The sequence below is a fragment of the Magnetospirillum sp. SS-4 genome, assembly GCF_902729425.1.
Taxonomy (GTDB): Bacteria; Pseudomonadota; Alphaproteobacteria; order Rhodospirillales; family Magnetospirillaceae; genus Phaeospirillum.
The window spans coordinates 101,157-127,816 of record NZ_CACVCH010000002.1 but is presented as its reverse complement, the minus strand read 5'-3'; the positions used below and the strand labels follow the sequence as shown (position 1 = coordinate 127,816).

Below are 26,660 nucleotides of genomic sequence, written 5' to 3'. Positions count from 1 at the left end.
TAACGGAATGCCGATCACTTGTCCGCGGCAGACGGAATCTCGGCCTTCTCGGCCTTGTCGTCCTTTTCCGCCTTTTCCACCTTGTCGGCCTTTTCCGCGGCGACCGGCTCGGTCTTGGACAGGACCTCGGTGATGGTCGAACGCAGCACGCGGACGCGGACGCCCTCGGCGATCTCGACGGTCGCCTCGGTATCGCTCACCAGCTTGTTGATGGTGCCGATGATGCCGCCGGCGGTGACGACCCGGTCGCCGCGGCGCAGTTGATTCAGCATCTCCTTGTGTTGCTTCATCCGCTTCTGCTGCGGGCGGATCAGCAGGAAGTAGAACACCACGAAGATCAGGATCAGCGGCAGGAACTGTTCGAGGGCTCCCATGGTGCCGGCGGTGGCATCGGCGGCCTGGGCGAAGGCGGGCGTCACGAACATCTCTGTCTCCTAGGGGATTGATCGCAGCGGGAATATAGCGGTCCCGCGACACGATGCAAACGACAAGTGGGACTTTTCCCCAAATCCGTTGTCGCACCCCCCTTGCCGCCGGCCGGCCGCGTGATAGGCTCGGCGGTTCCGAAACCGCCCCTTTCGCCGGACAACGCCATGCCATCGCCCGATATAGCCGCCGTTCTGACCCGTATCGCCGAAGCGCTGGAGCGCCTCGCCCCGAAGGCCGCCGCCGCCAGCGATCCCGCCTCGGCCGACGCCTTCGTCTGGCATGCCGATCCCGACTGGCTGGAACCCATCGCCAACGTCAATCGGGTCGACATCGACCTGCTGCACGGCATCGAGCGCCAGCGCGACCTGCTGCTGGACAATACCGGCCGCTTCGCCCGCGGCTTGCCGGCCAACAACGCCTTGCTGTGGGGGGCCAGGGGAACCGGCAAGAGCTCGCTGGTCAAGGCGGTGCACGCCCGCGTCAATGCCGGGCGGCCAGGTGCTCTGGGATTGGTGGAAATCCACCGCGAGGATATCTGCTCGCTGCCCCGCTGCCTGCGCCTGCTGAAGGACAGCGGCCGGCGCTTCATCCTGTTCTGCGACGACCTGTCGTTCGACCAGCAGGACGACGCCTACAAATCGCTGAAGGCGGTGCTGGAAGGCGGCATCGAGGGCCGTCCCGGCAACGTGGTGTTCTACGCCACCTCGAACCGTCGTCACCTGATGGCCCGCGACATGATCGACAACGAGCGCTCCACAGCCATCAATCCCGGCGAGGCGGTCGAGGAGAAGGTGTCGCTGTCGGATCGCTTCGGCCTGTGGCTGGGTTTCCACCATGTCGCCCAGGACACCTATTTCGCCATCGTCGAAGGATACGTCGCGCATTACCGCCTGCCCATCGCCACCGACGATCTGCGGCGCGAGGCCAATGAATGGGCGGTGACTCGCGGTTCCCGCTCGGGCCGGGTCGCCTGGCAGTTCATCCAGGATCTGGCCGGGCGGCTGGGCCAGACCCTGTGATCACGGCTTGATGGCGAAGCGCACCGCTCCCCAGTGGCGGCCCCGGACGGCGATGGGGGCGTCGAATTCCTTCAGCAGGATGAAGACGCCGCCGCCCATGTCGCGAGGATAGGTCTGCACCACGTAAGGTTGGGTATTGCGCGCCGCCACCAAACCGGCCCGGTCGTCGAAAATACGGCGGTTGCGGGCATTGGCGGTGTTCCACACCTTTTCGCCCGGACGCTGCGGCTGGGAATATTTCTTGTTGTGGGTGGCGATATAGCCGTTGCGATCGGCGACGCAGCAGATCACCGCCCGCGAATCGCTCTCCAGCGCCGGCTCGGTAAAGGCGTGCACCACCTGATCGGTCAAGCCGGTGTGCTTGGCCATGAATTGCTGGGGGTCGGTATCGGCGATGGGGTCATAGTGGGTGTCGAACAGATCGGTCTCGGTGATCCGTCCATCCTTGATCGCCGTCTCGAAGGCGGAGGCGACCTGGGCCGCCACCTTCTGGACCGTCTGAATATAAAGGCGTTCCTCTGCCCTGGCCTTGTCCTGGGTGGCCTTGACCGCCTGCTGGATGGCGGCGGTGACGTCGCGGAATCGCAGATGCAGGCCGAGCACGCTGGCCGCCACCGCCTCGCACGACACCTGGCCGATGCCTTCCAGGTCCAGGGTGAAGCCGCCGCCGACCAGGGAACGGTCGTTGAGGCCGGCCAGAACCGTTCCCCTGGCGGTCAGGTCGCCGGTATGGCCCTTGACGTCCTGCCCGCCGATCCTGCCCGAGAAGGGAACCCCCACCGCCACGCGCGGCACCGAGCGCCGGTCGCCGGCCACCGACGAGCGCAAGATGATGCTGAGACGCCGTTGCAAGTCGCTGACGTCGCGTTGCACCACCGCCGACAATTCATTGACCCGCCGGGCGGTGATACCGGTGCGCTCGGCCTGATGCAGCACGGATTCCGCGTGCCCAGACACCGTCCGGGTGTGCTCGGCCGCCTGATCGGCGTTGCCCTTGATGTCGGCGGTGGCGGCGATTTGCCGCTCGCTGGCCCGGTTGACCTCCTGGGCGATGGTGTTGATGTCCTGAATCGACAGCGTCACCTCCTCGACCATGGAAACGGTCTGGTCGGTGGCCTGGCCGATGGCCTGGGCCTGGCTGTTGACGCCACGGATGCCATCGTCGGTCAGGCGGGCCAGTCGCTTGACCTCCTCGGCGACCACGGCGAATCCCTTGCCCATGTCACCAGCCCTGGCCGCCTCGATGGTGGCGTTGAGCGCCAGCATGCGGGTCTGTCCGGCGATGGACTGGATCAGCCGCACCACGTCGCGGATGCGGCCGGTTGCCTCCTTCAGTCCCTCGACGGTGCTGGCGGCCTCCTCCATCTTGCGCTGGGCGGCGTCGGTCAGTTGCGAGGTGCCGTGAACCTTGGCGGAAATCTGCCGAGAGGTTCCCTCCAGCGCCTCGGTGGCTCCGGCCATCGACTGGACGTTGTCGCTGGTCACCGACACCGCCTCGGTCACCGATTCCGCCATGGTCTTGAGCGCCGTTGCCACGTCGCTGAGTTCGTGGGCGCCGTCGATCAGGCGTTTGACCTGGGTTTCGATATCGCCCACCGTCACCGACACCTCGTTGTCGATGGCGTCGGACAGGGTCAGCATCTCGCGCTTCAGCTTGCCGGCCTCGCCGCGTTCGATATAGCTGCCGATCGCCAGATTCATGTCGAGGAAGGCGGCTCGCAGCACCGGCCCCAGCAGACGGGCGAACGAAGCCTTGTCGCCGCGGTCGTGCAACGCGCCGAGCAGGCGTTCCAGGACGAAGCAATAGCCGCCGATATACCAGTTGGGATCGAGACCGATGCGCTCGTGGGCGACGCCAACCTGATTGGCGCGCTCGAAATAATCGTCGTCGAAGCGGCCGGAGAACAGCGAGCGCCAATGCGCCTGCTGAAGTTGCTTCAGGTGCCCGACGCGGGCGCCGCCGCCCAGCAGTTCCGACAGCTCCGGCCACTTCAGCAGATGGGCGTAGAAATCGTCGGCGATGGCGGGAAGCACCCCGTCGATCAGCGCCCTGCCCCCCTGCATCGCCTTGATCGATTCGTCGTCGATGCGCAGGAACCTGAGGCGATCCCCGTTCGGGGAATCGCTCTTCTCCTCGACCGCCATGATAGCATCCTCCCTTGTCGATTCTTGATGACCACCCGATTCGTGCCGAATGGTCGTTTTTGTATTTTCAACAGGGTGTCGCGTTCATGCCTTCCGGTCAATAAGGGTTTGCCGACACCTCCCCCGTCGAAGCGGCCAGAGCCAAACTATCGCGCAAATATTCGGAGGGATTCACCGCTTCGGTTCCCCTGCGAATTTCAAAATGAAGCTGTGGTTGGGTGGCGTTGCCCGACATTCCGACCGTGGCGATGATCTGGCCGCGGCGCACCATTTCTCCACGCTTGACCAGCAGCGTCTCGGCATGGGCATAGGCGGTCATCCAGCCATCGGCATGCTTGACCAGAAGCAGGTTGCCGAATCCCTTCAACTCGTTGCCCACATAGGCGACCGAGCCGTTGTCAGCCGCCTTGACCGGCGTCCCCTTGGGCGCGGCGATGTTAATGCCGTCGTTGTGCTGCCCCCGGTTGGGCAGCGGGCCGAACTCGGCGATGATCTCGCCCCTGACCGGCCACAGAAAGGCGGTGCCGGCGCGGGGCGGCGGCGACGGTACCTCGGCTCCGTCCAGAGGCGGCGACGGGGGGCGCGGCGCGGCATTGGGCGAAACCGCGACGATCGGTCCGGATTCCCCCCCGGCCGGCCGGGCATCGGCGACGGCGGCGGCGGCGTCCCTCGCCGCCGATGGCAGCCGCAGCCGCTCGCCCACGTACAGGACATAGGGCGGCTTCTTGTTGTTGATGGCGGCCAGCGAGTTGAAATCCACCTTCAGCCGCCGCGCCAGCACCGAAAGGGTATCGCCCCGCTGCACCACGTAATCCGACCCACCGCCGGGAATGCGCAGGATCATGCCCGGACTGAGCTGGTAGGGCGGTTGCAGGCCATTGGCCTCGATCAGGTCACGCACCGACAGGCTGTAGCGCCGCGCGATGCCGTAGACGGTGTCGCCGGCATAAACGGTGACCGTCGCCGGCCGCTGAACCTGCAACGGTCCCGACTGGTCGCGCGTCACCGGCACGCGCGATCCCCAGGTCGGGGCGCACGCGGCCAGCCCGAGGACGCCCAGCAAGACCGGCAGCAGCCGCGATATCCGAAGCAAGGCTAGATGATGTGTCGTCGCACGCATGACCGCCACTATAGCCGTCCTCGGCAACCAGGAGCAACGGTGGGGAATTGGCGGACTCACCGGCGATCGTCTTTGCAATAATCCCGCCGAAGTGCTAGTGTTTGCCTAAGTGGGCGTGGCTTCATCGGCCATTGCCCGGCGACGTGGTCGCCCCGACGCCGTTCCGGCGGCGTCCCGTGGACGAAACAACAGAAGCCGTTGTTACCCTGAACCATCAGAAAGAGGTTCGCGCCATGGTCAATTCGATTTCATCCAATATCGCCGCTTCCGGGGCGATGAATCTGCTGCGCTCCAATAATTCCGATTCGGGCGATCTGTTCAACAACCTTGCCGGAACCAACGCCGCCGCCGCCGGCGACGCCCTGTTCCAGGCCCTGGGCGGCAAGTCCGGCCGGCAGAGCATCAACGGCATCTTGCAGGAACAGAAGATCACCTCGACCAAGAACGGCATCTACGTCAACATGGCGCAGCGGATCGAGTATATCCAGCAAGACAAGCTCACCCCCAGCTCGGACTGGGAAAAGATCGCCGGCTACGCCATGAAGACCGGCCGTCCCATGGTCGGATTCATCGACGCCGACGGCCTGCCCCAGGTGCAGTTGCAGGCCGAGTCCGATCTCAGCAAGTTCAATCCGCAGCAATTGCGCAAGCTGTTCGAGTCCATGGATGAAATCGCGGTGATGGCCCACAAGATCCAGGCCAACGCCACCAATGACGAATGGGTCAAGAAGCTGGCCGGCGCCGCCACCAACATCACCCTGGTCGCCAGCTACGTCATCCCGCCGCAGGCGACCACTCCCAACAACTGGGAGCAGGAGGGAGTTCTTCTCCTCAACAACAAGCAACCCATGAAGGTGGCCCTGGACACCAAGGGCGATCTCAAGGTGGTGGATCAGGCCTTCGATCCCGAAATCAACAACCTGCCCTACAACCAGCAAAGGCTGCTGCGCGAAGCCATCAGCGGCATCGCCGAGACCATTCAGAACGGCACCGCCCTGTATGAGTGGGAGCTTCAGGCCACCAGCTTCGCCAACAACAAGATTCCCTACTTCCTGGAGATCGATCCCTATACCAACGTCATCTCCGCCAAGGAGGTCAAGGCCGACACCATCACCCCGGCCTTTCTCAAGACCCCTCCCTATGCCGATGTGGGCGACGACACGCCGCTCATGGAAAGCGTCGCCGAACTGATCAAGGCGGGAAAACCCTACTTCCTCGACGTCGACAGCACCGGAGCCATCGTCGCCAAGGAGGTCAACGCCCAAAGCCTGATCAAGTACAACGCCCCCAGCAACACCCAGGCATCCTCGCTCGACGTCGGCGCCATCGTGTCGCTGTTCGCGTGAGCGTCGCGTAACCAGCCCGGGAACGGCGAGACCGAGTCATGACCGTCGCCGACCCCGCCTTCCTGGACGCCTTGTTCGCGGCTGCCGTCTCCCATCACCTGGATGGACAGGCGGAACAGGCCATGGAGATGTATCGGCGACTGCTGGCGCACAATCCCCATGACGCCGAATGCCTGAACAATCTAGGCTGCCTGCTGCGCGCCCAGGGCCGCCAGGACGAAGCGGCGGATTGCTTCCACCGTGCCGCCGAGGCCCGGCCCGATTACGCCGACGCCCACCACAATCTCGGAATCGTCCTGCGGGACCTCGACCGGATGGAGGAGGCGGAAACCTGCTTTCACCGTGCCGTCGGGGCCAATCCCGACCATGCCGGGGCCTGTTTCGATCTCGGCATGGCCCTGGCCGGACGCGAACGGATGGAAGAAGCGGCGGCATGCTTCCTGCGTGTGGCCGAAATCAGCCCCGGCAACGCCGACGCATGGGACAATCTGGGCGTCGCCCTGCATAGGCTCACCCGGTGCGATCATGCCGAGATCGCCTTTCGCCGTGCCCTGGAGGCGTCGCCGGACCATGCCGACTCGATGAATCATCTTGGCGGCACTTTGCATACCCTGGGACGGCTCGACGAGGCGGAGGCGTGGTCGCGGCGCGCCGCGGAACTGATGCCGGACCATGCCGCAGCCCACCTCAATCTCGGCAACATCCTCTATGACCTCGGCCGCCTCGACGAGGCGATGGCCTGCTCCCTGCGCGCCCTCGCCCTTGACGATTCGTGGCCGTCGAGATCGCTGTTCACCAGTTGCGTCAGGCGCTTGCGCATCGCGGCGCCCGATGCCGCGCTGCGCCGCGCCATGACCCGCGCCCTGTCCGAGCCCTGGTGCCGTCCGAACGATCTGATGCGGGCGGCCGGCGCCATGGTCAAGGGCCAGCCGGCGGTCGCCGAATCCATCCATCGGGTGGCGGGACGCTGGCCCGAACGGTTGCCGCCGCGGAGCCTGCTGTCCTCGGAAGCCATCGTCGTCCTGTCCGACGACCCGTTGCTGAACGCCCTGCTGGTGTCGGCGCCGGTCTGCGACGTTGATCTGGAGCACCTGCTGACCTCGCTGCGGTCCGCGTTGCTGGCCGAGGCGGAACCGGACCTGCTGTCCCTCCACGCCGCCCTGGCGCGGCAGTGCTTCATCAATGAATACGTGTTCTCCTGGACCGGACCGGAAGAGGAGGAGGCCCGGCGATTGCGGGACTGGCTGACCGGCGCCCTGGATGCCGGTTCCTCGATTCCACCGGACCGGCTGGTGGCGGTGGCGAGCTATTTTCCCCTGCATGCCCTGCCTGGACACCGGCGGTTGCTGGACCGGCCCTGGCCCCCGGCCGTTGCCGACGTCCTCGACCAGCAGATTCGGGAGATCGAGGCGATATCGCGGCAGGAGACCGCCATCGCCTGCCTGACGCCGATCAATGACGAGGATTCCGGAGACGTGCGCCGGCAATACGAGGAAAACCCCTATCCACGATGGATGAAGCCGGCGCCGGCCGACACGCCCCTGTCCATCGAGGCGTTCATGAGGGCGTCGTTTCCATTCCATCCCCCCTGCCCTCCCCCCGGCTCGGCCAATCCCGAGATTCTGATCGCCGGCTGCGGCACCGGCCAGCATTCCACCGAAACCGCCCGGCGCCATCCCGGAGCCCGGGTGCTGGCCATCGATCTCAGCCGCGCCAGCCTCCGCTATGCCCGCCACAAATCGGTGGAGCAAGGTCTGGACGCCATCGAATACGCCCAGGCCGACATCATGAGACTGGACACCCTCGGCCGCAGCTTCCACATCATCGAGAGTGTTGGAGTGCTGCATCATCTGGCCGATCCCCTGGCGGGATGGCGGGTGCTGCTTGATCTGCTGCGGCCCGGCGGCCTGATGAATCTGGGGCTGTACAGCGCCGCCGCCCGCCGCGATATCGAACGCGGCCGGGCCTACATCGCCGAACGGGGGTACGGACCGGTTCCGGAGGATATCCGCCGCTGCCGCCAGGATATGATCGGGCGGCCGGACCTGGGCTCCATCCTCGGCCTGGACGACTTCTTCAGCACCAGCGCCTGTCGCGACCTGCTGTTCCACTGCCGCGAGCACCTGATGACCCTGGACGTCATCGACGCCTTCCTGAGGCGGAACGATCTGATCTTCCTGGGATTCAGGATCGACCGGCGCATCTTGCACGCCTATCGCCGACGTTTCCCCCATGACCGGGCCGCAACCGATCTCGGCCAATGGCAGGAGTTCGAACGCGACAATCCCGACACCTTCCTCGGCATGTATCAGTTCTGGCTTCAAAAGCCGCATCAGCCGGGCAACGTTGTCATTCCGGAATAAGAAGCCTCAGTCGCCCAGCATGCCGGCCCCGGCATCGGTCAGCGCCAACACCCCAAGAATGGCGAACAGGCCGGCCGCCACGGCGCGCACCAATCCCAACGGCAGCCGCCCAGCCATGGCGCCGCCGACGAACACCGCCGGCACGTCGGCGATCAGCATGCCCAGCGTGGTCCCCATGGTGACGCTGACCAGGTCGCCGAACCGGGCGCCCAGCGCCACCGTCGCCACCTGGGTCTTATCGCCGATTTCCACCAGGAAGAAGGTGACCAGGGTGGCGACGAAGGGGCCGGCCTTTTCCCACATTTTCGGCTCGTCATCCATCTTGTCGGGGATCAGGGTCCACGCCGCCATGCCGATGAACGACAGTCCGATGATCCAGCGCAGCCGCTCCGGCCCCAGCCAGTCCGCCACCGCCACGCCCACGCCGGCGGCAATGCCGTGATTGAGGATGGTGGCGACCAAGATGCCGGCCACCACCGGCACCGGCTTGCGGTACTTGGCGGCCAGCAGCAGGGCCAGCAGCTGGGTCTTGTCGCCGATCTCGGCGGTGGCGACCACGGCGAGGGAAATCAGCAGGGCTTCCATGGAATTCCCGTCAATGGGGGCGTGGCGTTGATAGCCATGCGCGAGCCGACTGGCAAGGATGCTTTATCCCTTGCTCGAATCTCTCTAACATCCGCCCCCTGATGCGGTGACGAGGATGATCCATGAGCGGCGAGATCCGGGTGCGCGGCGCCCGCGAACATAATCTGAAGAACATCGACGTCGACATTCCCCGCGACAGGCTGGTGGTGATCACCGGCCTGTCCGGCTCGGGCAAGTCGTCGCTGGCCTTCGACACCATCTATGCCGAGGGTCAGCGCCGCTACGTGGAATCGCTGTCGGCCTATGCGCGGCAGTTCCTGGAGCTGATGCAAAAGCCCGACGTGGAAAGCATCGAGGGACTCAGCCCCGCCATTTCCATCGAACAGAAGACCACCTCGAAGAACCCGCGTTCCACCGTCGGCACCGTCACCGAAATCTACGACTACATGCGCCTGCTGTGGGCCAGGGTCGGAATCCCCCATTCGCCGGCCACCGGCCTGCCGATCGAAAGCCAGACCGTCAGCCAGATGGTGGACCGGGTCGAGATGATGGCCGAGGGAACCCGCCTCTATCTGCTGGCGCCCTATGTGCGCGGCCGCAAGGGCGAGTACCGCAAGGACCTGCTGGAATTGCAGAAGAAGGGATTCCAGCGGGTCAAGGTCGACGGCAGCCTGTACGAGATCGACGAGGTCCCCCAGCTCGACAAGAAGAAGAAGCACGACATCGAGGTGGTGGTGGACCGGCTGGTGGTCAAGCCCGGCCTGGGCAGCCGCCTCGCCGATTCCATCGAGACCGCCCTGACCCTCGCCGACGGCCTGTGCATCGCCGAAAACGCCGATACGGGCGAGCGCACGGTGTTCTCCGCCAAGTTCGCCTGCCCGGTGTCGGGCTTCACCATCGAGGAGATCGAGCCCCGGCTGTTCTCATTCAACAACCCGTTCGGCGCCTGCCCATCCTGCGACGGATTGGGCGTGAGGCTTTATTTCGATCCCGAACTGGTCATCCCGAACCCCGAGCTTTCCTTGCGTGACGGCGCCATCGCGCCGTGGGCGAACTCCACCTCGCAATACTACCTCCAGACCCTCCAGGGACTGGCCGAGCATTACCGCTTCAGCCTGGAAAAGCCCTGGAACACCCTGCCGGAGCGGGCGCGCCAGGTGATCCTGCACGGTTCGGGCAACGAGGAAATCCGCATCGCTTACGAGGACGGATTCAAGGGTTATCACACTGAAAAATCGTTCGAGGGCGTGATACCCAACATGGCGCGCCGCTTCCGCGAGACCGATTCGTCGTGGGTCAGGGAGGACCTCGCCCGCTTCCAGGGCACCCAACCCTGCGAGGCCTGCGGCGGCGCCCGCCTGAAGCCCGAATCCTTGGCGGTCAAGATTCGCGGCCTGCACATCACCGAGGCCGCCGCCGTCTCCATCCTGAAGGCCAGGGACTGGTTCGCCGAACTGAACCAGCACCTGCGGCCCAAGGATCAGGAGATCGCGCGGCGGATTCTGCGCGAGATCAACGACCGCCTGGGTTTCCTGGTTGATGTGGGGCTCGACTACCTGACCCTGTCGCGGGGGTCAGGCTCGCTGTCGGGCGGCGAAAGCCAGCGCATCCGGCTGGCCAGCCAGATCGGTTCCGGCCTGACCGGGGTGCTCTACGTGCTGGACGAGCCCTCCATCGGCCTGCACCAGCGCGACAACGACCGCCTGCTGGCCACCTTGAAGCGGCTGCGCGACATCGGCAACACCGTCATCGTGGTCGAACACGACGAGGACGCCATCCGCGCCGCCGACCACCTGATCGACATGGGGCCGGGCGCCGGCATCCACGGCGGCGAAGTGGTGGCCGCCGGCACTCCCGCCGAGGTGATGGCCAATCCGGCCAGCGCCACCGGCCGCTACCTCACCGGCCTCGACCAGATCGAGGTGCCGCCCCGCCGCCGCCCCGGCAGCGGCGCCAGGCTGACCCTGTCCGGCGCCAGGGGCAACAATCTCAAGGACGTCACCGCCGCCATTCCACTCGGCACCCTGACCTGCGTCACCGGAGTGTCCGGCGGCGGTAAATCCACCCTGGTGATCGAGACCCTGTACAAGGCGCTGTCGCGACGCCTGATGGGCTCGCGCGAGCAGCCGGCCCCGTTCGACGGCATCGACGGCATCGAGCACCTGGACAAGATCATCGACATCGACCAGAGCCCGATCGGCCGCACGCCGCGCTCGAACCCCGCCACCTATACCGGCGCCTTCACCCCGATCCGCGACTGGTTCACCGAACTGCCGGAAGCCAAGGTCAGGGGCTACAAGCCCGGCCGGTTTTCGTTCAACGTCAAGGGCGGGCGCTGCGAGGCCTGCCAGGGCGACGGCGTCATCAAGATCGAAATGCACTTCCTGCCCGACGTCTATGTCCAGTGCGACGTCTGCAAGGGCAAGCGCTACAACCGCGAAACCCTTGAAATAATGTTTCGGGGCAAGACCATAGCCGACGTTCTCGACATGACGGTGGAAGAGGCCGCCGACTTCTTCAAGGCGGTTCCCGCCATCCGCGACAAGATGATCACCCTGCAACGGGTGGGCCTCGACTACATCCATCTCGGGCAGCAGGCCACGACGCTGTCGGGCGGCGAGGCCCAGCGGGTCAAGCTGGCCAAGGAATTGTCGCGCCGCGCCACCGGCCGGACGCTGTACATCCTGGACGAACCCACCACCGGCCTGCATTTCGAGGATGTGCGCAAGCTGCTGGAGGTCATCCAGGCCCTGGTTGAGGCCGGCAATACCGTGCTGGTGATCGAGCATAATCTGGAGGTGATCAAGACCGCCGACTGGATCATCGACCTGGGGCCGGAGGGCGGCGACGGCGGCGGCCGCGTGGTGGCGGCGGGAACGCCGGAGGATGTGGCCCGCTGCACCGAAAGCTATACCGGACGTTACCTCGCCCCCATCCTGGAGAGACAGCGGAACAATAGCCGCTAGATCGTTGCAATTGCCACGTTTTTCAAGAGAGGCAGCTTTATCTTAAGACGGAGAATGAACTAAGCCAAACCTTTCCTGACTCTGTTCCATGGCTTGACTTGATCACCGCAAGCAAAAGTCCTGGACAATTGATTCTCGACTTGCGAGATTGGTCGTTCTCGAACCGCTTCAGAAAGCCGTGATGAAACTCGCCCGCATCCTGTTCTCCCTGGCGGCCATGATCGCCGTTTCCGCCTGCGCCACCCCGTTCCAGGTGGCGGAGGTCAGGGATGTGCTCGACGCGCCGTCTCCAACCGTCGGCACGCCCTTCTCCAAGGCGCTGTTCGACGAGTACAAGGAGGCCACCCGCCACGAGGCGTTGGACGAGTACGAGTGGCGCCACGCCCACGGCTTCGCGGTCAAGGCCGCGAAGGCCGCCACGGGCGAGGAACCGCCCCCGGAAAATCCCGCCGACTGGGACATTCCCGCCCCGCTGAAGCCTGATCTCGCCGCCGCTCATCAGGCGCTGACCGAGGACTTTGCCCTCGGTGCCCGCCAACGTCTGCCGGCCGAATCCGCCAAGGCCCAGGTCTCGCTGGATTGCTGGATCGAGGAAGCGGCCGAGGGCGAGACCAATCCCGCCTGCCGGCAGGTCTTCGCCGTCACCGAACCCAAGCTGAAGCCGCCGGCCCCGCCGCCACCGGCTCCGGTGGCCGAACCGGCTCCGCCGCCATCGCCGGCCCAACCGCTGGTGGTGACGTTCGCCTTCGGCAGGGCCGACATCTCGGCCTCGGCCATGCAGAACCTTCACGAGGCCGCTTCGGCCCTCAAGGCCGCCAAGCCGGCCACCATCCGCGTTCACGGATTCACCGACAGCGTCGGCAGCCCCAAGGCCAACAAGGCCCTGTCCGAACGCCGCGCCAAGGCCGTCGCCGATCAGCTCGCCAAGCTGGGCGTCACCGGCATGACGGTGGAAATCACCGGCTTCGGCCTCGACAGGCCGGCGGTGCCCACCAAGCCCAACGTCAAGGGCCCCCGCAACCGCCGGGCCGAGGTGACGTGGGAAAGCCGGCGGTAGCCCGGCTCCATCTCGAATCCAACAGCCATCGGGTTGACCGGCCGAACCTTTTGCTTTGGCGGAAGCGCTCCAGGTCCTATCCTGGGATTCTTGCTGCTTCAACAAACAACCGGCGCCATGATGACCCCTGACTCCGCGACCCTTGCCCCCGCCCGCTTCATCCAGTCCGACGCCCCCAATGTCGTCGCCTTCGCCCGCGAGGCCGCCGAAGGCGCCACCGATATCCGCGACAAGGCCCTGCGGCTGTATTACGCGGTACGCGACAAGGTGCTCTACAACCCCTATGTCCGCTTCAACGCCCCCGAGACCTATTCCGCCGCCGACGTTCTGGCCGCCGGCAACGGGTTCTGCATTCCCAAGGCGGCGCTGCTGGCGGCCTGCCTGCGGGCCGAGGGCATTCCCGCCCGCCTCGGCTTCGCCGATGTGCGCAACCACCTCACGACGCCCAAGCTGATGGAAGCCAATGGCGGCGACCTGATGTGCTGGCACGCCTTCACCGAGGTCTGGCTGGACGAGGCATGGATCAAGGCCACTCCCGCCTTCAACCTGTCGCTGTGCCAGCGTTTCGGCGTGCTGCCGCTGGACTGGGACGGCCGCACCGATTCGATCTTCCACCCCTACGACGCCCGGAATCGCCGCCACATGGAATACGTCAATCAGCGCGGCAGCTTCACCGACGTGCCGTTCGAGCAGATCACCGCCACCTACCGCCAACTCAGCCCCAAGCTGATGGTGGACGATCCCTGGGGCACCGGTTCGGACTTCGCGGCCGAGGCCCAGCCGGAGGCATGACCCCGCCGTCCTCTCCCATCGGTCGCCTGCTCGATATCATGGCGCGGCTGCGCGATCCCAATGGCGGCTGCCCCTGGGACCTTGAACAGAGCTTCGCCACCATCGCGCCCTACACCATCGAGGAGGCCTACGAGGTCGCCGACGCCATCGATCACGGCGACATGGTCCAGTTGAAGGACGAATTGGGCGATCTGCTATTCCAGGTGGTGTTCTACGCCCAGATGGGCAAGGAACGGGGTGATTTCGACTTCGACGCCATCGCCGGCGCCATCGCCGACAAGATGGTCCGCCGCCATCCCCACGTCTTCGTCGCCGCCGACGGGCGCGACGCCGCCGGCCAGACCGAGGCGTGGGAAGTCACCAAGGCCAGGGAACGCGCCGCCAAGGCCGTCGCCGAGCCCGGCGTGCTGGACGGCGTCGCCCGTGCGCTGCCCCCGATGACGCGGGCGCTGAAGCTGCAAAGGCGCGCCGCCCGCGTCGGCTTCGATTGGACCGCCCCCAAGGACATCCTGGACAAGCTGGACGAGGAAGCCCGCGAGATCGCCCACGAGATCGCCATCGACGCTCCGGCCGACAGGCTGGAGGACGAGATGGGCGACCTGCTGTTCGTCTGCGTCAATCTGGCCCGCAAGCTCGATGTGGACCCGGAACGAGCCTTGAAGCGCGCCAATGCCAAGTTCGAGCGCCGGTTTCGCCACATCGAGACCGAATTGCGGGCCAGGGGACGCTCGCCAGATTCCGCGTCCCTCGACGAAATGGAGGCGCTGTGGCAGGCTGCCAAGACGCTGGAGAAGTCGGGAGGCGATGGTGATCGGTGAATGGCTCAAGCGATTCGGCGTCCTGGCGGCCCTGCTGGTGCTGTCGTCGTGCTATATCCCCGACAAGTTCAAGAGCGAGCTGCGGTTGTCGCGCTATGGCGACTACTCCCTGACCTTCAAGGGGGACCTGATGTGGGCGCCGATCCTGGACGCCTACCGCAAGGGCCGGGTGACGCCCGAGAACGAGGCCGAGAAGATCGAGAACATCCATAGGGACCTGGTGCGCGACATCGCCGTCAGGACGGCGGTGTCCAAGGGCAAGGGTCGTTTCGCCGTCGAATACGAGCGAACCGGCCGCCTGGGTCAAGTCCAGCTGGTCTCGCTGCTGCGACGCGACGCGCGCCTGCTGGCCATGCGCTCGTCCGAAAACAACGCCATCGTCATCCACGCCAATTCCCTGAAGCCGTCGGACGCCCAGACCCTGGCCGAAATGGGCCTGGGCATGGAGGGCGAATTCCGCATCACCACCGACGGCAACGTGGTCGAGCACAACGCCACCGAGGTCCGTCCGTTCGGTACCGCCAGGGTCTATATCTGGAAGATCGAGAACGCGCTGTCGCCCACGCCCCATCTGGTGATGATCCGCGACAACGACCCCAACCGCCCCCTTCCTCCCCGCGCCTCGGAGGCCCCGTAGCATGTGGACCGATCGAACCGTCCTGGTGACCGGCGCCACCGCCGGCTTTGGAGCCGCCATCGCGCGGCGCTTCGCCGCCGCCGGAGCGCGGCTGGTCGTCTGCGGCCGCCGCGCCGAACGTCTCCACGCGCTGAAGGCCGAACTGGCCGGACCGGTCCATGCCGCCCCCCTCGACGTGCGCGACCGCGACGCCGTCGCCGCCTTCGTCCGTGACCTGCCGGACGGTTTCCGCGACATCGACGTGCTGGTCAACAACGCCGGCCTCGCCCTGGGGCTGGAACCGGCCCAGGCCGCCGACCTCGACGACTGGGAAGCCATGATCGACACCAATCTGAAGGGATTGATGTACATGACTCGCGCCGTGCTGCCCGGCATGGTGCTGCGCAATGCCGGGCATGTGGTCAATATCGGCTCGGTGGCCGGGACCTATCCCTATGGCGGCGGCAACATGTACGGCGCCACCAAGGCGGCGGTGGCGCAATTCTCGCTGAACCTGATCGCCGATCTGGGCAAGACCCGCGTTCGCGTCACCAATATAGAACCCGGCCTGTGCGGCGGCAGCGAATTCTCGGTGGTCCGCTTTCACGGCGATGCCGCCAAGGCCGCCAAGGTCTACGAAGGCACGACCCCACTGACGTCCGAGGATATCGCCGAGTCGGTGTTCTGGGCGGCCTCGTTGCCGGCCCATGTCAACATCAACCGCATCGAGATGATGCCGGTCTGCCAGGCCCCGGCGGGCTTCGCCATCCATCGGGAAGGCCTGGAATAACCACAGGCCGGCGAACGTGTCCCGACGGGAAAGCCTCGCCGGGACACGGAACGCAATCAGCCGATGGTGTAGCCGCCGTCAACCACGATTTCCTGACCCCAGATATTCTTGGCGGCATCCGAGCACAGGAAAGCGGCGGTGGCGGCGATGTCGCCCGGCTCGCCGAAGGCGCCCGGCATCAGGCGAGCGGTAACCTGGGTGGCCACCGCCTGCAAGACGTCGGCGGGCAGGCCGATGCTGCCCCAGATGGGGGTGCCGATCGGACCGGGCGCCACCGAGTTCACCCGGATGCCCTGGGGGGCCAGCTCGGCCGCCAGGGTCTGCGAGAACGACTTCAGGGCCGCCTTGCTGGCGCTGTAGATCGCCAGACCGGGGAAACCGACCTGGGTGAGGAAAGTGGTGATGAACAGCACCGAGCCGCCCTTGCGGATATGCGGCAGGAAACCACGCACGGTCTGCACCGCGCCGGTGAAGTTGACGTCGAACTGGTGATTGATCGCGGCCACGTCGCTCTCCGCGAACGAAACCACCTTGGCGATGCCGGCGTTGGGGACGACGATGTCGACTCCGCCGAACGTCTTGGTGGTTTCCGCCACCAGACGGTCCAGGTCGGCGGCATTGGTCACATCGCCGACGACGACCAGAACGCGATCCTCGTTGCCAGCGGCGATTTCGGCCAACGCCCCGGCATTGCGGGCGAAGACGGCGATCTTGGCGCCCTGGGCCAGGAACCGGTCCGCGATGGACCGGCCGATTCCGCTGCTGGCGCCGGTGATGACTGCGACTTTTCCGGAAAGTGAATTCGACATGACGGTGCGGTGTCCTTGGGGCTGGAGCCTGATTGGGGAGGACACAAGGCCATGAAAGACGCCGGAGCGACATTGAGGGCGGTCAAGCGCGAAGGCGCGGCCCCATCCCCCCCCCGGCGCGGTCAGCGAAACGATCCGATCAGCGTTCGTGGAACGCCTGCTGCACCTGGGTAAAGATCGGCTTCAGCATGTACTGGAGCAGAGTCTTGTCGCCGGTGATGATTTCGGCGGAAACCGACATGCCCGGCTGAACCAGGAAGCGTCCGGGAACCTCGCCGACGTAGTTGCGTTCCAGTTCGATCACACCCTTGAAGAACGGATTTCCCTTCTCGTCGGTGAAGCTGGACGCCGAAATCTTGGTCAGTGTTCCCATCACCGAGCCATAGCGGGCGAAGTCGTAGGTGGTGACCTTCACCTTGACCGGTTGCCCGATCTTGAGATGGCCGACATCCTTGGTACTGATCTTGGCGTCAATCTTCATCTGCGAATCGATGGGAATGACGTCGCAGACCTGTCCGGCCGGCTGAATCACCGCGCCCTGGTTCTTGACCGCCAAGCCTTTGACGATACCCCGTACCGGCGAAACAATCTCCAGACGGTTCACCCTATCTTCCAGCCGGCCGATGCTTTCCTGCACCTGGGCCAGTTCGTTGATGGCAACCCCCAGTTCGTCCATGGTCTGCTTTTGCAGGGCCGAGCGACTGTCGATCAGCCGGTTTTCCACTTCGATCAGGGCATTGCGGGCGGTTATCTCCTGGCCGATCAGCCGCGACAGCTCGCCTTGCACCCGCGACAACTCGCGCTTGGTGTCCAGGTAGACCACCCTGGAGACAAGTCCCTTGGCCACCAGTTCCTGGCGCATGGCCATCTCTTCCTGGAGCGGCCCCAGCTGTTCGCGCAACGACGTGATCTGGGTCTGGATCAGGCGCATGTCCGAACGCTTCTGATCGACCTGGGAACTGATCACCGAGCGGGCGGTGTCGCGGGCCTGTGCCTGACTTTGGTAGATGGCCTCGTTATCGGCGATCAGGCGTTCATAGCCGGGCGGCATATCCTTGAAATTGGGAAGACGCTCCTCGGCGAAGGCCCGCAGGCGCTCGGCCTTGATCAGCAAGGTGGCTTCCCTTGCCCGGGTCTGTTCCAGATCGGAAATGGCCTGGGCGGGATTGAGGCGGATGATCACCTGCCCCGCCTCGACGATCTCGGCCTCCTTGACCACCACCTCCTGGACGATGCCGCCTTCCAGATGCTGGATGGTCTGAATCTGGCCGCTGGGAATGACGCTGCCATCGGCCACCGCGATTTCCGGAATGTTGGTGAGAGCCGCCCAGATGACGAAGGCGGCGGTGGTGCCGCTGGCCACCATCATGGTGAAGCGGACCAGATTGGAGGTGCCGCTCTCCTCCAGCAGCACCGCCTGGGCCAGATGGCGCGACTGGCGCGAGGATATCTTGATGGGCGGCTTGGCCGGTTCGGTCGGAACCGGAAGGTTGTCGGGATTTCGAGTGCTGGTGACCGCTGGACTTTGGCTCATATCAGATCCGGGGGTATGCGCGCCCTGACCTCTTCCGCCGGCCCGGCAAGACGCAGGTAACCGGCATCGAAGACCAGGATGCGGTCGGCGATGCGAAGATGGCTGGGGCGGTGCGTGACCATGAAGATGGTGGATTGACCGCGGAAGGTCTCGACCGCCTGCATGAAGGTGCGGTCGCCCTCGAAATCCAGGCCGTTGACCGGTTCGTCGAACAGCATGATCGGGCTGCGCTTCAGGTAGCCGCGAGCCAGCGACAGCTTCTGGATGAAGCTGGTGGGCAGGTGGTCGGCAGCGCCTTCGCCGATGCGGGTCTCCAACCCACGCGGCAGCGCGGCGATCTCTTCCCATACGTCCGCCTGGTCGCAGGCCCAGCGGATATCGGCGTCGGTGGCGGTCGGATTGGCCAGGCGAAGGTTCTGGGCCACCGACCCGAAGAACAGATTACAGGTCTGCGGCACGTAGGACATCATGTGGCGCAGCTCGATCGGGTCGATCTGACGGATGTCGGTGGCGTCGATCTTGATGGCCCCGGCCTGGGGGGCATAGAGACCCAGCAGCAGCTTGACAACGGTGGACTTGCCGGACCCGTTACGTCCGGTCACCGCCACGACCTCGCCGGGCTCGACCTCGAACGATACTCCAACCAGGGCCGGATCGGCCTCGTTGCTATAGCGCAACGACACCCGTGAGAATACCACCCTGCCCTTCACATTCTTCAGCGGCGTGACGATGGCGCGGGGATCGCGTTCCGGCTTGATGGCCATCAGGCCGTCGATCTGGCGGATCGATCCGCGGACCTGCTCGACCCGCTGGATCATGGTGAACCCGGTCTGCATGGGCGACAACACCCGCCACACCAGCATCATGGCTGCGATCAGGCCGCCGATGGTCATGGTCCCGTCAACCACGCCCAGCACGCCGATGGAAATGGTGGCGATACCCGACGAGATGATCAGAATATTGGACAAGGTGCCGATGGAAGCCGCGAACAGGCCGTTCTTGAAACCGCCATAGGCGGCGCGGGCCGACATCTCGCGATAGCGGTTGACCCAGGTATGCTCGGCTGCCGCCAGCTTGACCGCCCGCATCTTGGACAGCGCCTCGACGATGAATTCCTGGCGACGCGACGCGGCGCGCGATGCGATGCCGACATTCTTGCGCACCACCGGCATCACCAGATAGCCGCCGATCAGGAACAGCACCGTGGCGATCATCGGCACGATGGCGATGATCCCGCCCAGCATGGCGATCACCGCGAAATAGAAGATGGCGAACGGCAGTTCCATGAAGACCGCCGCCAGGGGGCCGGTGAAGAACTCGCGGACCGATTCGAAATCCTTGATGCGGGCGACCTGGGCGCCGATGGTGGCGCGCTCGGTGAAGCCCGGCGGCAACGCCAGGATATGCTGGAAGATGTTGTTTCCCATGATGTTGTCGAGGCGGGCGCCGACGAAGGCGAGGATGCGGGCGCGCACCTCGCGCAATACCGCGTCGGCGGCCAGGGCCAGGGTGACGCCGATGGACAGGGCGCCCAGCATGGGCAGCGACGAGGCGCCGATCACCTTGTCGTAGACCGCCATGACGAACAGCGGCGTCGACAGCGAGAAGATGTTGAGGATCAGGGTGACGAAGAAGGCCTGCCAGTAGAGCGGGCGAAACCGTTCGAGCACGCTGGAGAACCAGCTGGCCGGCCGGGCCGCCGCGGTGTCGCCCGAGTGATTGGTGAAGAAATAGGCGGTGCCCTTGTATTCGCGGATATCGATTGTCCGGGAAGCGCCCTCGCCGGCGTCGAAAACCTCGGCCTCGCCCTCGTCATTGATGCTCTTGACCACCATGGCGGGGTGGCCATCGGGCAGGAACAGGCATGGCAGCAGCCGGGAATCGACGGATTCCATGGTCAGCTTTTCCGGCCGGCTGGAATAGTTCAGCGTCGCCATCACGTTGCGAAGGCCGGTGAGATCCAGATCGTTGGCGAAATGAGGCAGGGATTCCGCCACATGACGCGGATCGCCCTTCCATCCCAGCGATTTCAGCAGCGGCAGCAGGCAGGCGGCCAGATCCGAGGCCGCCGAGAATCCGCCCAGGGCATTCTGGGCCAATTGCTGCTCGTATTGCTCTATGGCCTTCAGGTTGGTCTTGGCGGCGGGGCCGGAACCGGCGGCAACCAGGGTCATGCCGCGCCTCCCTGGGGCAGCAATCCCGGCGCCCCCACCGGGGCCGGCCCGCGGTCGTCGCGGGGGGGCTTCGGCCGCAAGACGCCGGCGTCCAACTCGAAAATGCGATCGGCCATCTTGGCCAGGGACGGACGCGAGGTCACCAGGACCAGCGTCCGCTTGCCCTTGGCGCGTTCGAGCCAGACCCGGAGATAATTGTCGCCGGTGGCGTCGACGGCGGTGTTGGCCTCGTCGAACAGGACGATGCGGGGATTGTTGACCAGGGCGCGAGCGATGGCGATGCGCTGCTTGATGCCGCGCGGCAGGGAATCGTAGGCGCCGTCGCCAACCGGGGTGTCGAAGCCCTGCGCCATGGTGGCCACCACCTCGTCGAGGCCGAGCAGGGCCGCCGTCTCCACCGCCACGTCGTCGAGCTTCTTGCGGAACATGGTGATGTTCTGGAGGATGGTCCCCTGGAACAGGTCGCCCATCTGGGGCAGATAGGCGATCTTGTCGCGCATGCTCTGCGGCTCGAAATTAAGCGCCGGCTGCCCGTCGATCAGCAGGCGGCCGGAGGTCGGCCGCAACACCCCTTGCAGCAGGGTCAGCAAGGTGGTCTTGCCGGCGCCGTTGCCGGCGGAGATGACGATGCATTCCCCCTCCCGAATGGAGATCGAGGCGTCCTTGATGACGAACGGCATGCTGTCGTTGTAGCGGAAGCTGACGTTCTCCAGTTCCAGGGCTCCCCGCACGGTTTCCAGCTTGGGAAGGTTCTCCGGGGCCTCGGGCCTCAGCGAGAACAGTTCCGTGAGCCGGTGGCGCGCCAGCATGAAGGACTGGAACCGGGTCCACACGCCCAGGGCTTTCTGCAACGGGTTCATGGCGCGGCCGGCCAGCATGGAACAAGCCGCCAGACCGCCTGTGGTCATCTCGCCGTCGATGACGATCAGGGCTCCGGCCATGGCGACGCAAATGGTGGTGGCCTGAGCGAAGAACGACGAGATTCCCATGGCCGAGGCGCTGTTCAGCGCCACCTTGTAGGCGCCCTCGGCGCAGGCTTCCTGAAGGCGCTCGTAGCGGCGGACCATCTGGGCTTCCATGGCGAAGGCCTTGACGCTGTGAATGCCGCCCAGCACCTCGATGATGAAATTGAAGCGCCGGTCGTCGGCGACCATGCGCTTTTGCAGCGATCCCCGCAGCTTGGTCCCGATCACGATGGCGGTGACGGCGAAGGCGATCAGCAGGGCCAGGGGAACCAGAACCAGCCAGCCGCCCATCATGGCCACCAGCGACAGATAGAGAATGGCGAACGGCAGGTCGAGCAGGGTCAGCATGGCTTGGCCGGCATAGAATTCGCGCACCATGGGCAAAGATCCCATGCGCTCCAGATGGACGCCCGACCCGCCTTTCTCGAAATCGTCGATGGACGACATCAGCAACCGGTCGAGGGCGGCGCAGCCGGCCCGGTGCTCGAACTTGGCGCCGACCCAACCGGTGATGTAGGAACGGCAGAAATTCAGCGCCGATTCCAGCATCAGGGCGCCGAGCACGCCGCCCATCAGCAGGACCAGGGTTCCGACCGATTTGTTGGGCAGGATACGGTCGTAGACCTGCAACAGCGACATGGGCAGGGCAAGGCCGAGAACGTTGAGGAACAACGAACTGATGGCCAGATCGAACATGTTGCTCTTGAGGGTCGACAGGGAGGCGATGCTGACCTCTTGCGCCTCGGCGCCGGCAGCCCGCACCTCACCAGAATCCGTCATGCCACCGCGTCACGGGCTGCCCGGCCCGCGCTCCTTGCCCATATCCCGCTGGCCGGCAGCATACCCGCACGCCCACACCAGCACCATAGACGAAATATCATAGACAGCCCCTGCCCCCTGGCGTCCACGCCGCTCTCCGCCTTATGATGGCGCGCCGCGATGGAAGCCGGCCGCGTCCCCATCCATGCCATCCGAACGCCCCCAGCCGTGAGAATTGTTCCTTGACCAAGCACCCCACGTCCAGCAGCGACATGATTGAACGCCTGGTGGCCTTCGATACTACGAGTTATAAGACTAACTTAGAGTTAATCGACTTCGCCGCGAATATTCTCTCGGACCTCGGCGCCGATATTCGGCTGACGTTCGACGACGACCGCCGCAAGGCCAATCTATTCGCCTCCCTGGGACCGGATGACCGTCCCGGAATCGTCTTGTCGGGACATACCGACGTGGTGCCGGTGGACGGACAGGACTGGAACAGCGATCCCTTCACCATCGCCCGCCGCCAGGACAGGCTATACGGCCGCGGCACCGCCGACATGAAAAGCTTCATCGCCGTCTGCCTTGCCCTGGCACCGGAATTCGCCGCCCGCCGCCTGGCGATGCCCGCGCACTTCGCCTTTTCGTTCGACGAGGAAGTCGGCTGCGTCGGAGTGCGCCGGCTGATCGACGACATGAACCATCTTCCGGTCCGGCCGGCCATGTGCATCGTCGGCGAACCGACCGAGATGAAGGCGATCATCGGCCACAAGGGCAAGAAAAGCGTGCGCTGCCGGATCGATGGCCACGAATGCCATTCCGCCCTCAACCATAACGGCGTCAACGCCATCGAGATCGCCGCCGATCTGGTGTCGCGCCTGCGCGCGCTTCAACACCGCTTCCGTAACCACGGGCCGTTCGATTCCGGCTACCAGCCCCCCTACACCACCCTTCATACCGGCATCTTCAAGGGAGGAACGGCCCTGAACATCGTCCCCAGGCGCTGCGACTTCGAATTCGAAATCCGCAACCTGCCCAGCCACGATCCCGAGACCGTGATGGCCGAGATTCGCGGCTGGTGCCAGGATCTGGCGCCGGAAATGCTGGCGGTCTCGGCGGAAGCCGGCATCATGCTCGACGAGCACAACGCCACCGCCGGGCTGGACATGGATCGCGACGACGCGGTCGTCAGGCTGGTCTGCGCCCTGTCCGGCAACAACGATACCGGCAAGGTCGCCTTCACCACCGAGGCCGGCCTGTTCCAGCAGGCCGGGATTCCGGCGGTGGTCTGCGGCCCCGGCAGCATTCAGCAGGCCCACAAGCCCGATGAATTCATCACCCTGGAACAGGTCGCCCAGTGCGAGGCCTTCATCCGCCGCCTGATCGATCACATGAGCGAGCGCTGACCCGCGATCAGGCCTTGCGCACCACCAGGGCGACCCCGACAGCCGTCGCCGCCATTCCGGCCAGCGCCAGCGGCGTCAGGGCTTCGTCGAACAGCAGGAAGGCCAGGATGGCGGTCACCGGCGGCACCAGATAGAAAAAGCTGGCCACCTTGGCGGCCTCGCCCAGGCGAATCAGGGTCATCAGCAGGCTGATGGCTCCCAGCGACAGCACCAGCACCAACCACCCCAGCGACAGGATGAAAGGCAGCGTCCACCGAACCTCCATGGTCTCGGTCAGGACCGCCACCGGCGCCAGCACCACCAGCGCCGCCACGTACTGGATGAAGGTACCGCTTCCCAGGTCCATTCCGGTGCAGTACCGTTTCTGATAAAGGGTGCCGCCGGTAATGGCCAGCAACGCCGCAACGGCGAAGGCCATGCCGTCCCATCCGAAGGTGTCGAACCCAACCCCCGTCAATCGGGTTGACAGGACCATGGCGACACCGACCAGGCCAAGGCACAGCCCCAGCCACTGACGCCCGCCGACGGTTTCACCAAGGAACCGGCCGGCGACCGACGCGGTCAGCAGCGGTTGAAGTCCCGCCACCAGCGCCACCAGCCCGGCCGGAACGCCGGCGCGGATGGCGCCGAACACGCCGCCGAGATAGGCGGCATGGACCAGCAGGCCGGAAACCCCCAGATGGGCGATCAGCCGCGGGTCGCGCGGCCATACGGTATCACGCGCCGCCACCACGGCGCCCAGCAACAGCACGACGATCACGAACCGAAGGGTCAGGAAGGTAAAGGGCTCGGCATAGGGAAGGCCGTATTTGGCGCCGATGAAGCCGGTGCTCCACAGCAGGACGAACACCCCCGGCATGGCCGAGGTCCAGCCGCGAGCGGTCATTCCTGCGGAGCGTCCTTGGCGTCCGGCTTGGGCGGCGCGGTTCCACCGGTCCAGAACACCCAGGTCGAGGCGACCCACACCCCCAGGGCGATGAAGCCGGTGACCTTGGGGGAAACCCCGAATTTCTGCGGCAACACCAGCAGCAAGGTAATGCCGACGACAAAGCCGATGGCGACGCTGATGGCGCCGATCACATGGCGGGGAAGAGGCTTCTTCGACATGTCCTAGGGCCTCGCATCGATATAATTGACGACCGCCTTGACGCCGTTGCCCTCCTTGAGGGCGGCGACCACCGCATTGGCCTCGGCCTTGCCGTAGGCGCGGCCGATGACGTAGAGAGTGCCGTGGGTATCCCCGGCAACCCGATAATTGACGTAGCGCCCGCCTGCCGCCTTGGTCAACCGGGCCTGGGCCTTGGTGGTAACCGCCAGGGTATCGCTCCAGCTCGGCAAGCCCTTGCGCTTGGCATCATCCTCGGCCAGCCAGCCGACATGCCAATAGAGTTTCCTTATACCCTCGATCGCTTTCACGTCCCTGTGGAAGGAATCAAGGGCGGCCTTGTCGCTGAACAGGCCGGTCACCAGCAGGCGCTGCTCGTATATCTCGGTCGCCGCCTTGGCGGTTCCCGCCCGCGCCATGGCGGCGTTGACCTTGACGACGATGGCGTTGTCCTTGGCGATGTCCGAGGCGGACCGTGCCTCGGCCGCCCGTTCGATCAGGGTCTTGGGGGCGGTCAACACGTCCATCAGCTGGGCGGCGGCGGGAGCGGCGGCGCCGATGCAACCGGAGACGACGGCGAGAAAGGCAAGGCGACGCACGGCGGACCCCTGCTGCGGTGGAAGGAGTGGTCTTACCATACAGGCCAAAACCGGCCACGCCAACCCGTCATGCGCACCCGTCATGCCGGCGCGGCCGCTTGTTTCAGATGCTTGTGAACCGCCTGACGCGATATTCCCAGTTCCTTACCGATACGGGCCAGCGACCAGTGGGGATTGGCGGCCTTCAGCCGCCGGGCCCGATCCTTGGTGGTCTCTCCCCCACCCCGGGGGCCGAGTATGGCCGCCACCGCGTCCAGGTCGGATTGCAGCACGCCGTAACCGGCGCCGTCGTCTCCTCCCCGCGCCGCCCAGTAATCCAGGCGGGCATAAAGGTCGGCCAGACTGGCCGCCCGCAGCCCCTTGCGCCACAAATCCTCGACCACCCGGCGCCGGGCGGCGCAGGCGGTAGGCAAAATCCCGGCCCCCGGACAGTCATACAGAATCTCGAGGTGCAGCAACCGCTCTTCCCACCGCAGGCATTCGTCACGGGCGGCGGACACGGTTCGGGGAAGCGGACAGGCTTCCGACACCACCCGGCGCAGGCGTTCGGGAACGTCGTGCCAGGGAAGCGACCAGCCATCCAGCGGGGCGAAGGGGTCCGCCTCGCCATCGGACAGGTGGGCGGCCGCCGTGATGAAGACCGTCTCGAAGGCGGTCGGCGCCTTGGCTTCGTCCTCGCCGCCATAGATGGCGATCACCGCCTCGATCTCGCCGGCGCGGCCGCGCTCGCGGCGACGGCGCAGGCGGATGGCGCGGATCAGGGTGCCGGGCTCGCTCCCCTCCTCGCGCAATTGCAGGCTCCGCACGGCATGGTCGGGGGTTTCCTCCAGCCGCCGGGCCAGGGCTTCCAGGCCGGCGGCGTAGCTGCCCCATTCCTTGCGGCAATAGGCGATGGCCCGTTCCAGCGCCAGATCCTGCTCGATCTCGCTGTCGGCCTCGAAGCCGGCCAGCATGATGGTCAGGCGATCAAGCGCCCTGGCCTCGCGGTCCTCGCCAAGAAAGTCGAATAAATCCATGCCCGCCCCGTCAACAATGCGTTGACAGTGCGGTCGGGGGCAACGGTTGTCAATCGGGCTTGCAACGGCAGGCCGTGGGATCAGCCATGATCGGGATGAGCGGCGGCGGCGGCCTTGGCCACGGCCTCGCGGATCAGTCCGGGCGGCGCGGTCAGCACGGAATAGCCTTCAACGGCCAGATAGGCGGCAACGGCGGCAAGGAGCATGCGCGGGATCATGGCAACCTCCGTCCTTCTGACGGCCCGGC

23 protein-coding genes are annotated in these 26,660 nt (G+C 65.5%); 10 read left to right on the top strand and 13 right to left on the bottom strand.

Going from position 1 to position 26,660, the window contains the following annotated elements; translation table 11 throughout:
• Positions 1 to 14 precede the first annotated feature (14 nt).
• Entirely contained in the window at positions 15 to 425 is a 411-nt protein-coding gene (gene yajC, locus MTBSS4_RS02725; RefSeq protein WP_173981854.1) for a preprotein translocase subunit YajC, read from the bottom strand.
• 168 nt (positions 426 to 593) lie between these two features.
• Here yajC and MTBSS4_RS02720 point away from each other — a divergent pair, with 168 nt between their 5' ends.
• A complete protein-coding gene (locus MTBSS4_RS02720; RefSeq protein ID WP_173981853.1) occupies positions 594 to 1,448 on the top strand; it encodes an ATP-binding protein in 855 nt (284 codons plus the stop codon).
• Here the strand turns inward: MTBSS4_RS02720 and MTBSS4_RS02715 are convergent, their stop codons facing one another.
• Together MTBSS4_RS02715 and MTBSS4_RS02710 are read right to left on the bottom strand one after the other, a co-directional pair.
• The gene (locus tag MTBSS4_RS02715; RefSeq protein ID WP_173981852.1) at positions 1,449 to 3,593 is read right to left on the bottom strand and encodes a globin-coupled sensor protein; all 2,145 of its coding nucleotides are present in this window, start codon (positions 3,591 to 3,593) and stop codon (positions 1,449 to 1,451) included.
• 97 nt (positions 3,594 to 3,690) lie between these two features.
• Positions 3,691 to 4,713 (bottom strand): M23 family metallopeptidase, encoded by a 1,023-nt coding sequence (locus tag MTBSS4_RS02710; protein WP_173981851.1) that lies wholly within the window; start codon positions 4,711 to 4,713, stop codon positions 3,691 to 3,693.
• A 233-nt stretch (positions 4,714 to 4,946) separates the two neighbouring features.
• Here MTBSS4_RS02710 and MTBSS4_RS02705 point away from each other — a divergent pair, with 233 nt between their 5' ends.
• Both MTBSS4_RS02705 and MTBSS4_RS02700 read left to right on the top strand, forming a co-directional pair.
• Positions 4,947 to 6,059 carry a hypothetical protein gene (locus MTBSS4_RS02705; RefSeq protein ID WP_173981850.1) on the top strand — a complete coding sequence of 371 codons (1,113 nt, stop codon included), beginning with the start codon at positions 4,947 to 4,949 and terminating at the stop codon, positions 6,057 to 6,059.
• A gap of 38 nt (positions 6,060 to 6,097) precedes the next feature.
• Positions 6,098 to 8,422: a tetratricopeptide repeat protein gene (locus tag MTBSS4_RS02700; RefSeq protein ID WP_173981849.1), complete on the top strand. Its 2,325-nt coding sequence runs from the start codon at positions 6,098 to 6,100 to the stop codon at positions 8,420 to 8,422.
• Between the two features lie 6 nt (positions 8,423 to 8,428).
• Here MTBSS4_RS02700 and MTBSS4_RS02695 read toward each other — a convergent pair whose 3' ends face one another.
• Positions 8,429 to 9,007 carry a TMEM165/GDT1 family protein gene (locus tag MTBSS4_RS02695; RefSeq protein ID WP_173981848.1) on the bottom strand — a complete coding sequence of 193 codons (579 nt, stop codon included), beginning with the start codon at positions 9,005 to 9,007 and terminating at the stop codon, positions 8,429 to 8,431.
• Between the two features lie 122 nt (positions 9,008 to 9,129).
• Here MTBSS4_RS02695 and uvrA point away from each other — a divergent pair, with 122 nt between their 5' ends.
• From uvrA to MTBSS4_RS02665, 6 genes are all read left to right on the top strand, one after another.
• Positions 9,130 to 11,973, top strand: a complete 2,844-nt coding sequence (gene uvrA, locus MTBSS4_RS02690; RefSeq protein ID WP_173981847.1) for an excinuclease ABC subunit UvrA — start codon at positions 9,130 to 9,132, stop codon at positions 11,971 to 11,973.
• A gap of 181 nt (positions 11,974 to 12,154) precedes the next feature.
• A complete protein-coding gene (locus MTBSS4_RS02685) occupies positions 12,155 to 13,030 on the top strand; it encodes an OmpA family protein (protein WP_173981846.1) in 876 nt (291 codons plus the stop codon).
• A 117-nt stretch (positions 13,031 to 13,147) separates the two neighbouring features.
• Positions 13,148 to 13,822: a transglutaminase family protein gene (locus tag MTBSS4_RS02680; protein ID WP_305792021.1), complete on the top strand. Its 675-nt coding sequence runs from the start codon at positions 13,148 to 13,150 to the stop codon at positions 13,820 to 13,822.
• Positions 13,819 to 14,640: a nucleoside triphosphate pyrophosphohydrolase gene (gene mazG / locus MTBSS4_RS02675; RefSeq protein WP_173981845.1), complete on the top strand. Its 822-nt coding sequence runs from the start codon at positions 13,819 to 13,821 to the stop codon at positions 14,638 to 14,640. The genes MTBSS4_RS02680 and mazG overlap by 4 nt, the downstream gene beginning before the upstream one ends.
• Complete coding sequence (locus tag MTBSS4_RS02670) at positions 14,627 to 15,277, top strand: hypothetical protein (protein ID WP_173981844.1); 651 nt, start codon at positions 14,627 to 14,629, stop codon at positions 15,275 to 15,277. The genes mazG and MTBSS4_RS02670 overlap by 14 nt, the downstream gene beginning before the upstream one ends.
• Position 15,278: 1 nt before the next feature.
• The gene (locus MTBSS4_RS02665; protein ID WP_173981843.1) at positions 15,279 to 16,046 is read left to right on the top strand and encodes an SDR family NAD(P)-dependent oxidoreductase; all 768 of its coding nucleotides are present in this window, start codon (positions 15,279 to 15,281) and stop codon (positions 16,044 to 16,046) included.
• 56 nt (positions 16,047 to 16,102) lie between these two features.
• On the opposite strand, the gene MTBSS4_RS02660 is transcribed toward MTBSS4_RS02665, so the two are convergent.
• The 4 genes from MTBSS4_RS02660 to MTBSS4_RS02645 form a co-directional block, all read right to left on the bottom strand.
• Positions 16,103 to 16,855, bottom strand: coding sequence for an SDR family NAD(P)-dependent oxidoreductase (locus tag MTBSS4_RS02660; RefSeq protein ID WP_173981842.1), 753 nt, complete (start codon positions 16,853 to 16,855; stop codon positions 16,103 to 16,105).
• Between the two features lie 139 nt (positions 16,856 to 16,994).
• Positions 16,995 to 18,389: an HlyD family type I secretion periplasmic adaptor subunit gene (locus tag MTBSS4_RS02655; RefSeq protein WP_173981841.1), complete on the bottom strand. Its 1,395-nt coding sequence runs from the start codon at positions 18,387 to 18,389 to the stop codon at positions 16,995 to 16,997.
• On the bottom strand, positions 18,386 to 20,563 hold the full coding sequence (locus MTBSS4_RS02650; protein ID WP_173981840.1) for a peptidase domain-containing ABC transporter: 2,178 nt from the start codon (positions 20,561 to 20,563) through the stop codon (positions 18,386 to 18,388). The genes MTBSS4_RS02655 and MTBSS4_RS02650 overlap by 4 nt, the downstream gene beginning before the upstream one ends.
• Positions 20,560 to 22,308: a peptidase domain-containing ABC transporter gene (locus tag MTBSS4_RS02645; protein ID WP_173981839.1), complete on the bottom strand. Its 1,749-nt coding sequence runs from the start codon at positions 22,306 to 22,308 to the stop codon at positions 20,560 to 20,562. Before MTBSS4_RS02645 ends, MTBSS4_RS02650 begins: the two co-directional genes overlap by 4 nt.
• Positions 22,309 to 22,529: 221 nt before the next feature.
• On the opposite strand from MTBSS4_RS02645, the gene argE reads away from it, so the two are divergent.
• A complete protein-coding gene (argE, locus tag MTBSS4_RS02640) occupies positions 22,530 to 23,693 on the top strand; it encodes an acetylornithine deacetylase (protein WP_254432348.1) in 1,164 nt (387 codons plus the stop codon).
• Between the two features lie 7 nt (positions 23,694 to 23,700).
• Here argE and MTBSS4_RS02635 read toward each other — a convergent pair whose 3' ends face one another.
• The 5 genes from MTBSS4_RS02635 to MTBSS4_RS02615 form a co-directional block, all read right to left on the bottom strand.
• A complete protein-coding gene (locus MTBSS4_RS02635; protein ID WP_254432347.1) occupies positions 23,701 to 24,579 on the bottom strand; it encodes a DMT family transporter in 879 nt (292 codons plus the stop codon).
• Positions 24,576 to 24,800 carry a hypothetical protein gene (locus tag MTBSS4_RS02630; RefSeq protein WP_173981838.1) on the bottom strand — a complete coding sequence of 75 codons (225 nt, stop codon included), beginning with the start codon at positions 24,798 to 24,800 and terminating at the stop codon, positions 24,576 to 24,578. The genes MTBSS4_RS02635 and MTBSS4_RS02630 overlap by 4 nt, the downstream gene beginning before the upstream one ends.
• A 3-nt stretch (positions 24,801 to 24,803) precedes the next feature.
• Positions 24,804 to 25,397, bottom strand: a complete 594-nt coding sequence (locus MTBSS4_RS02625; RefSeq protein WP_254432346.1) for a hypothetical protein — start codon at positions 25,395 to 25,397, stop codon at positions 24,804 to 24,806.
• Between the two features lie 80 nt (positions 25,398 to 25,477).
• The gene (locus MTBSS4_RS02620) at positions 25,478 to 26,413 is read right to left on the bottom strand and encodes an HTH domain-containing protein (RefSeq protein WP_173981836.1); all 936 of its coding nucleotides are present in this window, start codon (positions 26,411 to 26,413) and stop codon (positions 25,478 to 25,480) included.
• 80 nt (positions 26,414 to 26,493) lie between these two features.
• The gene (locus tag MTBSS4_RS02615; RefSeq protein ID WP_173981835.1) at positions 26,494 to 26,631 is read right to left on the bottom strand and encodes a hypothetical protein; all 138 of its coding nucleotides are present in this window, start codon (positions 26,629 to 26,631) and stop codon (positions 26,494 to 26,496) included.
• Positions 26,632 to 26,660 lie beyond the last annotated feature (29 nt).

What these genes read in the sequence shown, in the direction of transcription:
- MTBSS4_RS02680 (WP_305792021.1), top strand. Translation starts at nt 13,148, where the DNA reads ATGATGACCCCTGACTCCGCGACCCTTGCCCCCGCCCGCTTCATCCAG.
- MTBSS4_RS02720 (WP_173981853.1), top strand. Translation starts at nt 594, where the DNA reads ATGCCATCGCCCGATATAGCCGCCGTTCTGACCCGTATCGCCGAAGCG.
- mazG (WP_173981845.1), top strand. Translation starts at nt 13,819, where the DNA reads ATGACCCCGCCGTCCTCTCCCATCGGTCGCCTGCTCGATATCATGGCG.
- MTBSS4_RS02685 (WP_173981846.1), top strand. Translation starts at nt 12,155, where the DNA reads ATGAAACTCGCCCGCATCCTGTTCTCCCTGGCGGCCATGATCGCCGTT.
- MTBSS4_RS02700 (WP_173981849.1), top strand. Translation starts at nt 6,098, where the DNA reads ATGACCGTCGCCGACCCCGCCTTCCTGGACGCCTTGTTCGCGGCTGCC.
- MTBSS4_RS02645 (WP_173981839.1), bottom strand. Translation starts at nt 22,308, where the DNA reads ATGACGGATTCTGGTGAGGTGCGGGCTGCCGGCGCCGAGGCGCAAGAG.
- MTBSS4_RS02695 (WP_173981848.1), bottom strand. Translation starts at nt 9,007, where the DNA reads ATGGAAGCCCTGCTGATTTCCCTCGCCGTGGTCGCCACCGCCGAGATC.
- MTBSS4_RS02670 (WP_173981844.1), top strand. Translation starts at nt 14,627, where the DNA reads ATGGTGATCGGTGAATGGCTCAAGCGATTCGGCGTCCTGGCGGCCCTG.
- MTBSS4_RS02620 (WP_173981836.1), bottom strand. Translation starts at nt 26,413, where the DNA reads ATGGATTTATTCGACTTTCTTGGCGAGGACCGCGAGGCCAGGGCGCTT.
- yajC (WP_173981854.1), bottom strand. Translation starts at nt 425, where the DNA reads ATGTTCGTGACGCCCGCCTTCGCCCAGGCCGCCGATGCCACCGCCGGC.
- MTBSS4_RS02650 (WP_173981840.1), bottom strand. Translation starts at nt 20,563, where the DNA reads ATGACCCTGGTTGCCGCCGGTTCCGGCCCCGCCGCCAAGACCAACCTG.
- MTBSS4_RS02705 (WP_173981850.1), top strand. Translation starts at nt 4,947, where the DNA reads ATGGTCAATTCGATTTCATCCAATATCGCCGCTTCCGGGGCGATGAAT.
- MTBSS4_RS02630 (WP_173981838.1), bottom strand. Translation starts at nt 24,800, where the DNA reads ATGTCGAAGAAGCCTCTTCCCCGCCATGTGATCGGCGCCATCAGCGTC.
- MTBSS4_RS02665 (WP_173981843.1), top strand. Translation starts at nt 15,279, where the DNA reads ATGTGGACCGATCGAACCGTCCTGGTGACCGGCGCCACCGCCGGCTTT.
- MTBSS4_RS02635 (WP_254432347.1), bottom strand. Translation starts at nt 24,579, where the DNA reads ATGACCGCTCGCGGCTGGACCTCGGCCATGCCGGGGGTGTTCGTCCTG.
- MTBSS4_RS02655 (WP_173981841.1), bottom strand. Translation starts at nt 18,389, where the DNA reads ATGAGCCAAAGTCCAGCGGTCACCAGCACTCGAAATCCCGACAACCTT.
- MTBSS4_RS02715 (WP_173981852.1), bottom strand. Translation starts at nt 3,593, where the DNA reads ATGGCGGTCGAGGAGAAGAGCGATTCCCCGAACGGGGATCGCCTCAGG.
- MTBSS4_RS02615 (WP_173981835.1), bottom strand. Translation starts at nt 26,631, where the DNA reads ATGATCCCGCGCATGCTCCTTGCCGCCGTTGCCGCCTATCTGGCCGTT.
- MTBSS4_RS02660 (WP_173981842.1), bottom strand. Translation starts at nt 16,855, where the DNA reads ATGTCGAATTCACTTTCCGGAAAAGTCGCAGTCATCACCGGCGCCAGC.
- uvrA (WP_173981847.1), top strand. Translation starts at nt 9,130, where the DNA reads ATGAGCGGCGAGATCCGGGTGCGCGGCGCCCGCGAACATAATCTGAAG.
- MTBSS4_RS02710 (WP_173981851.1), bottom strand. Translation starts at nt 4,713, where the DNA reads ATGCGTGCGACGACACATCATCTAGCCTTGCTTCGGATATCGCGGCTG.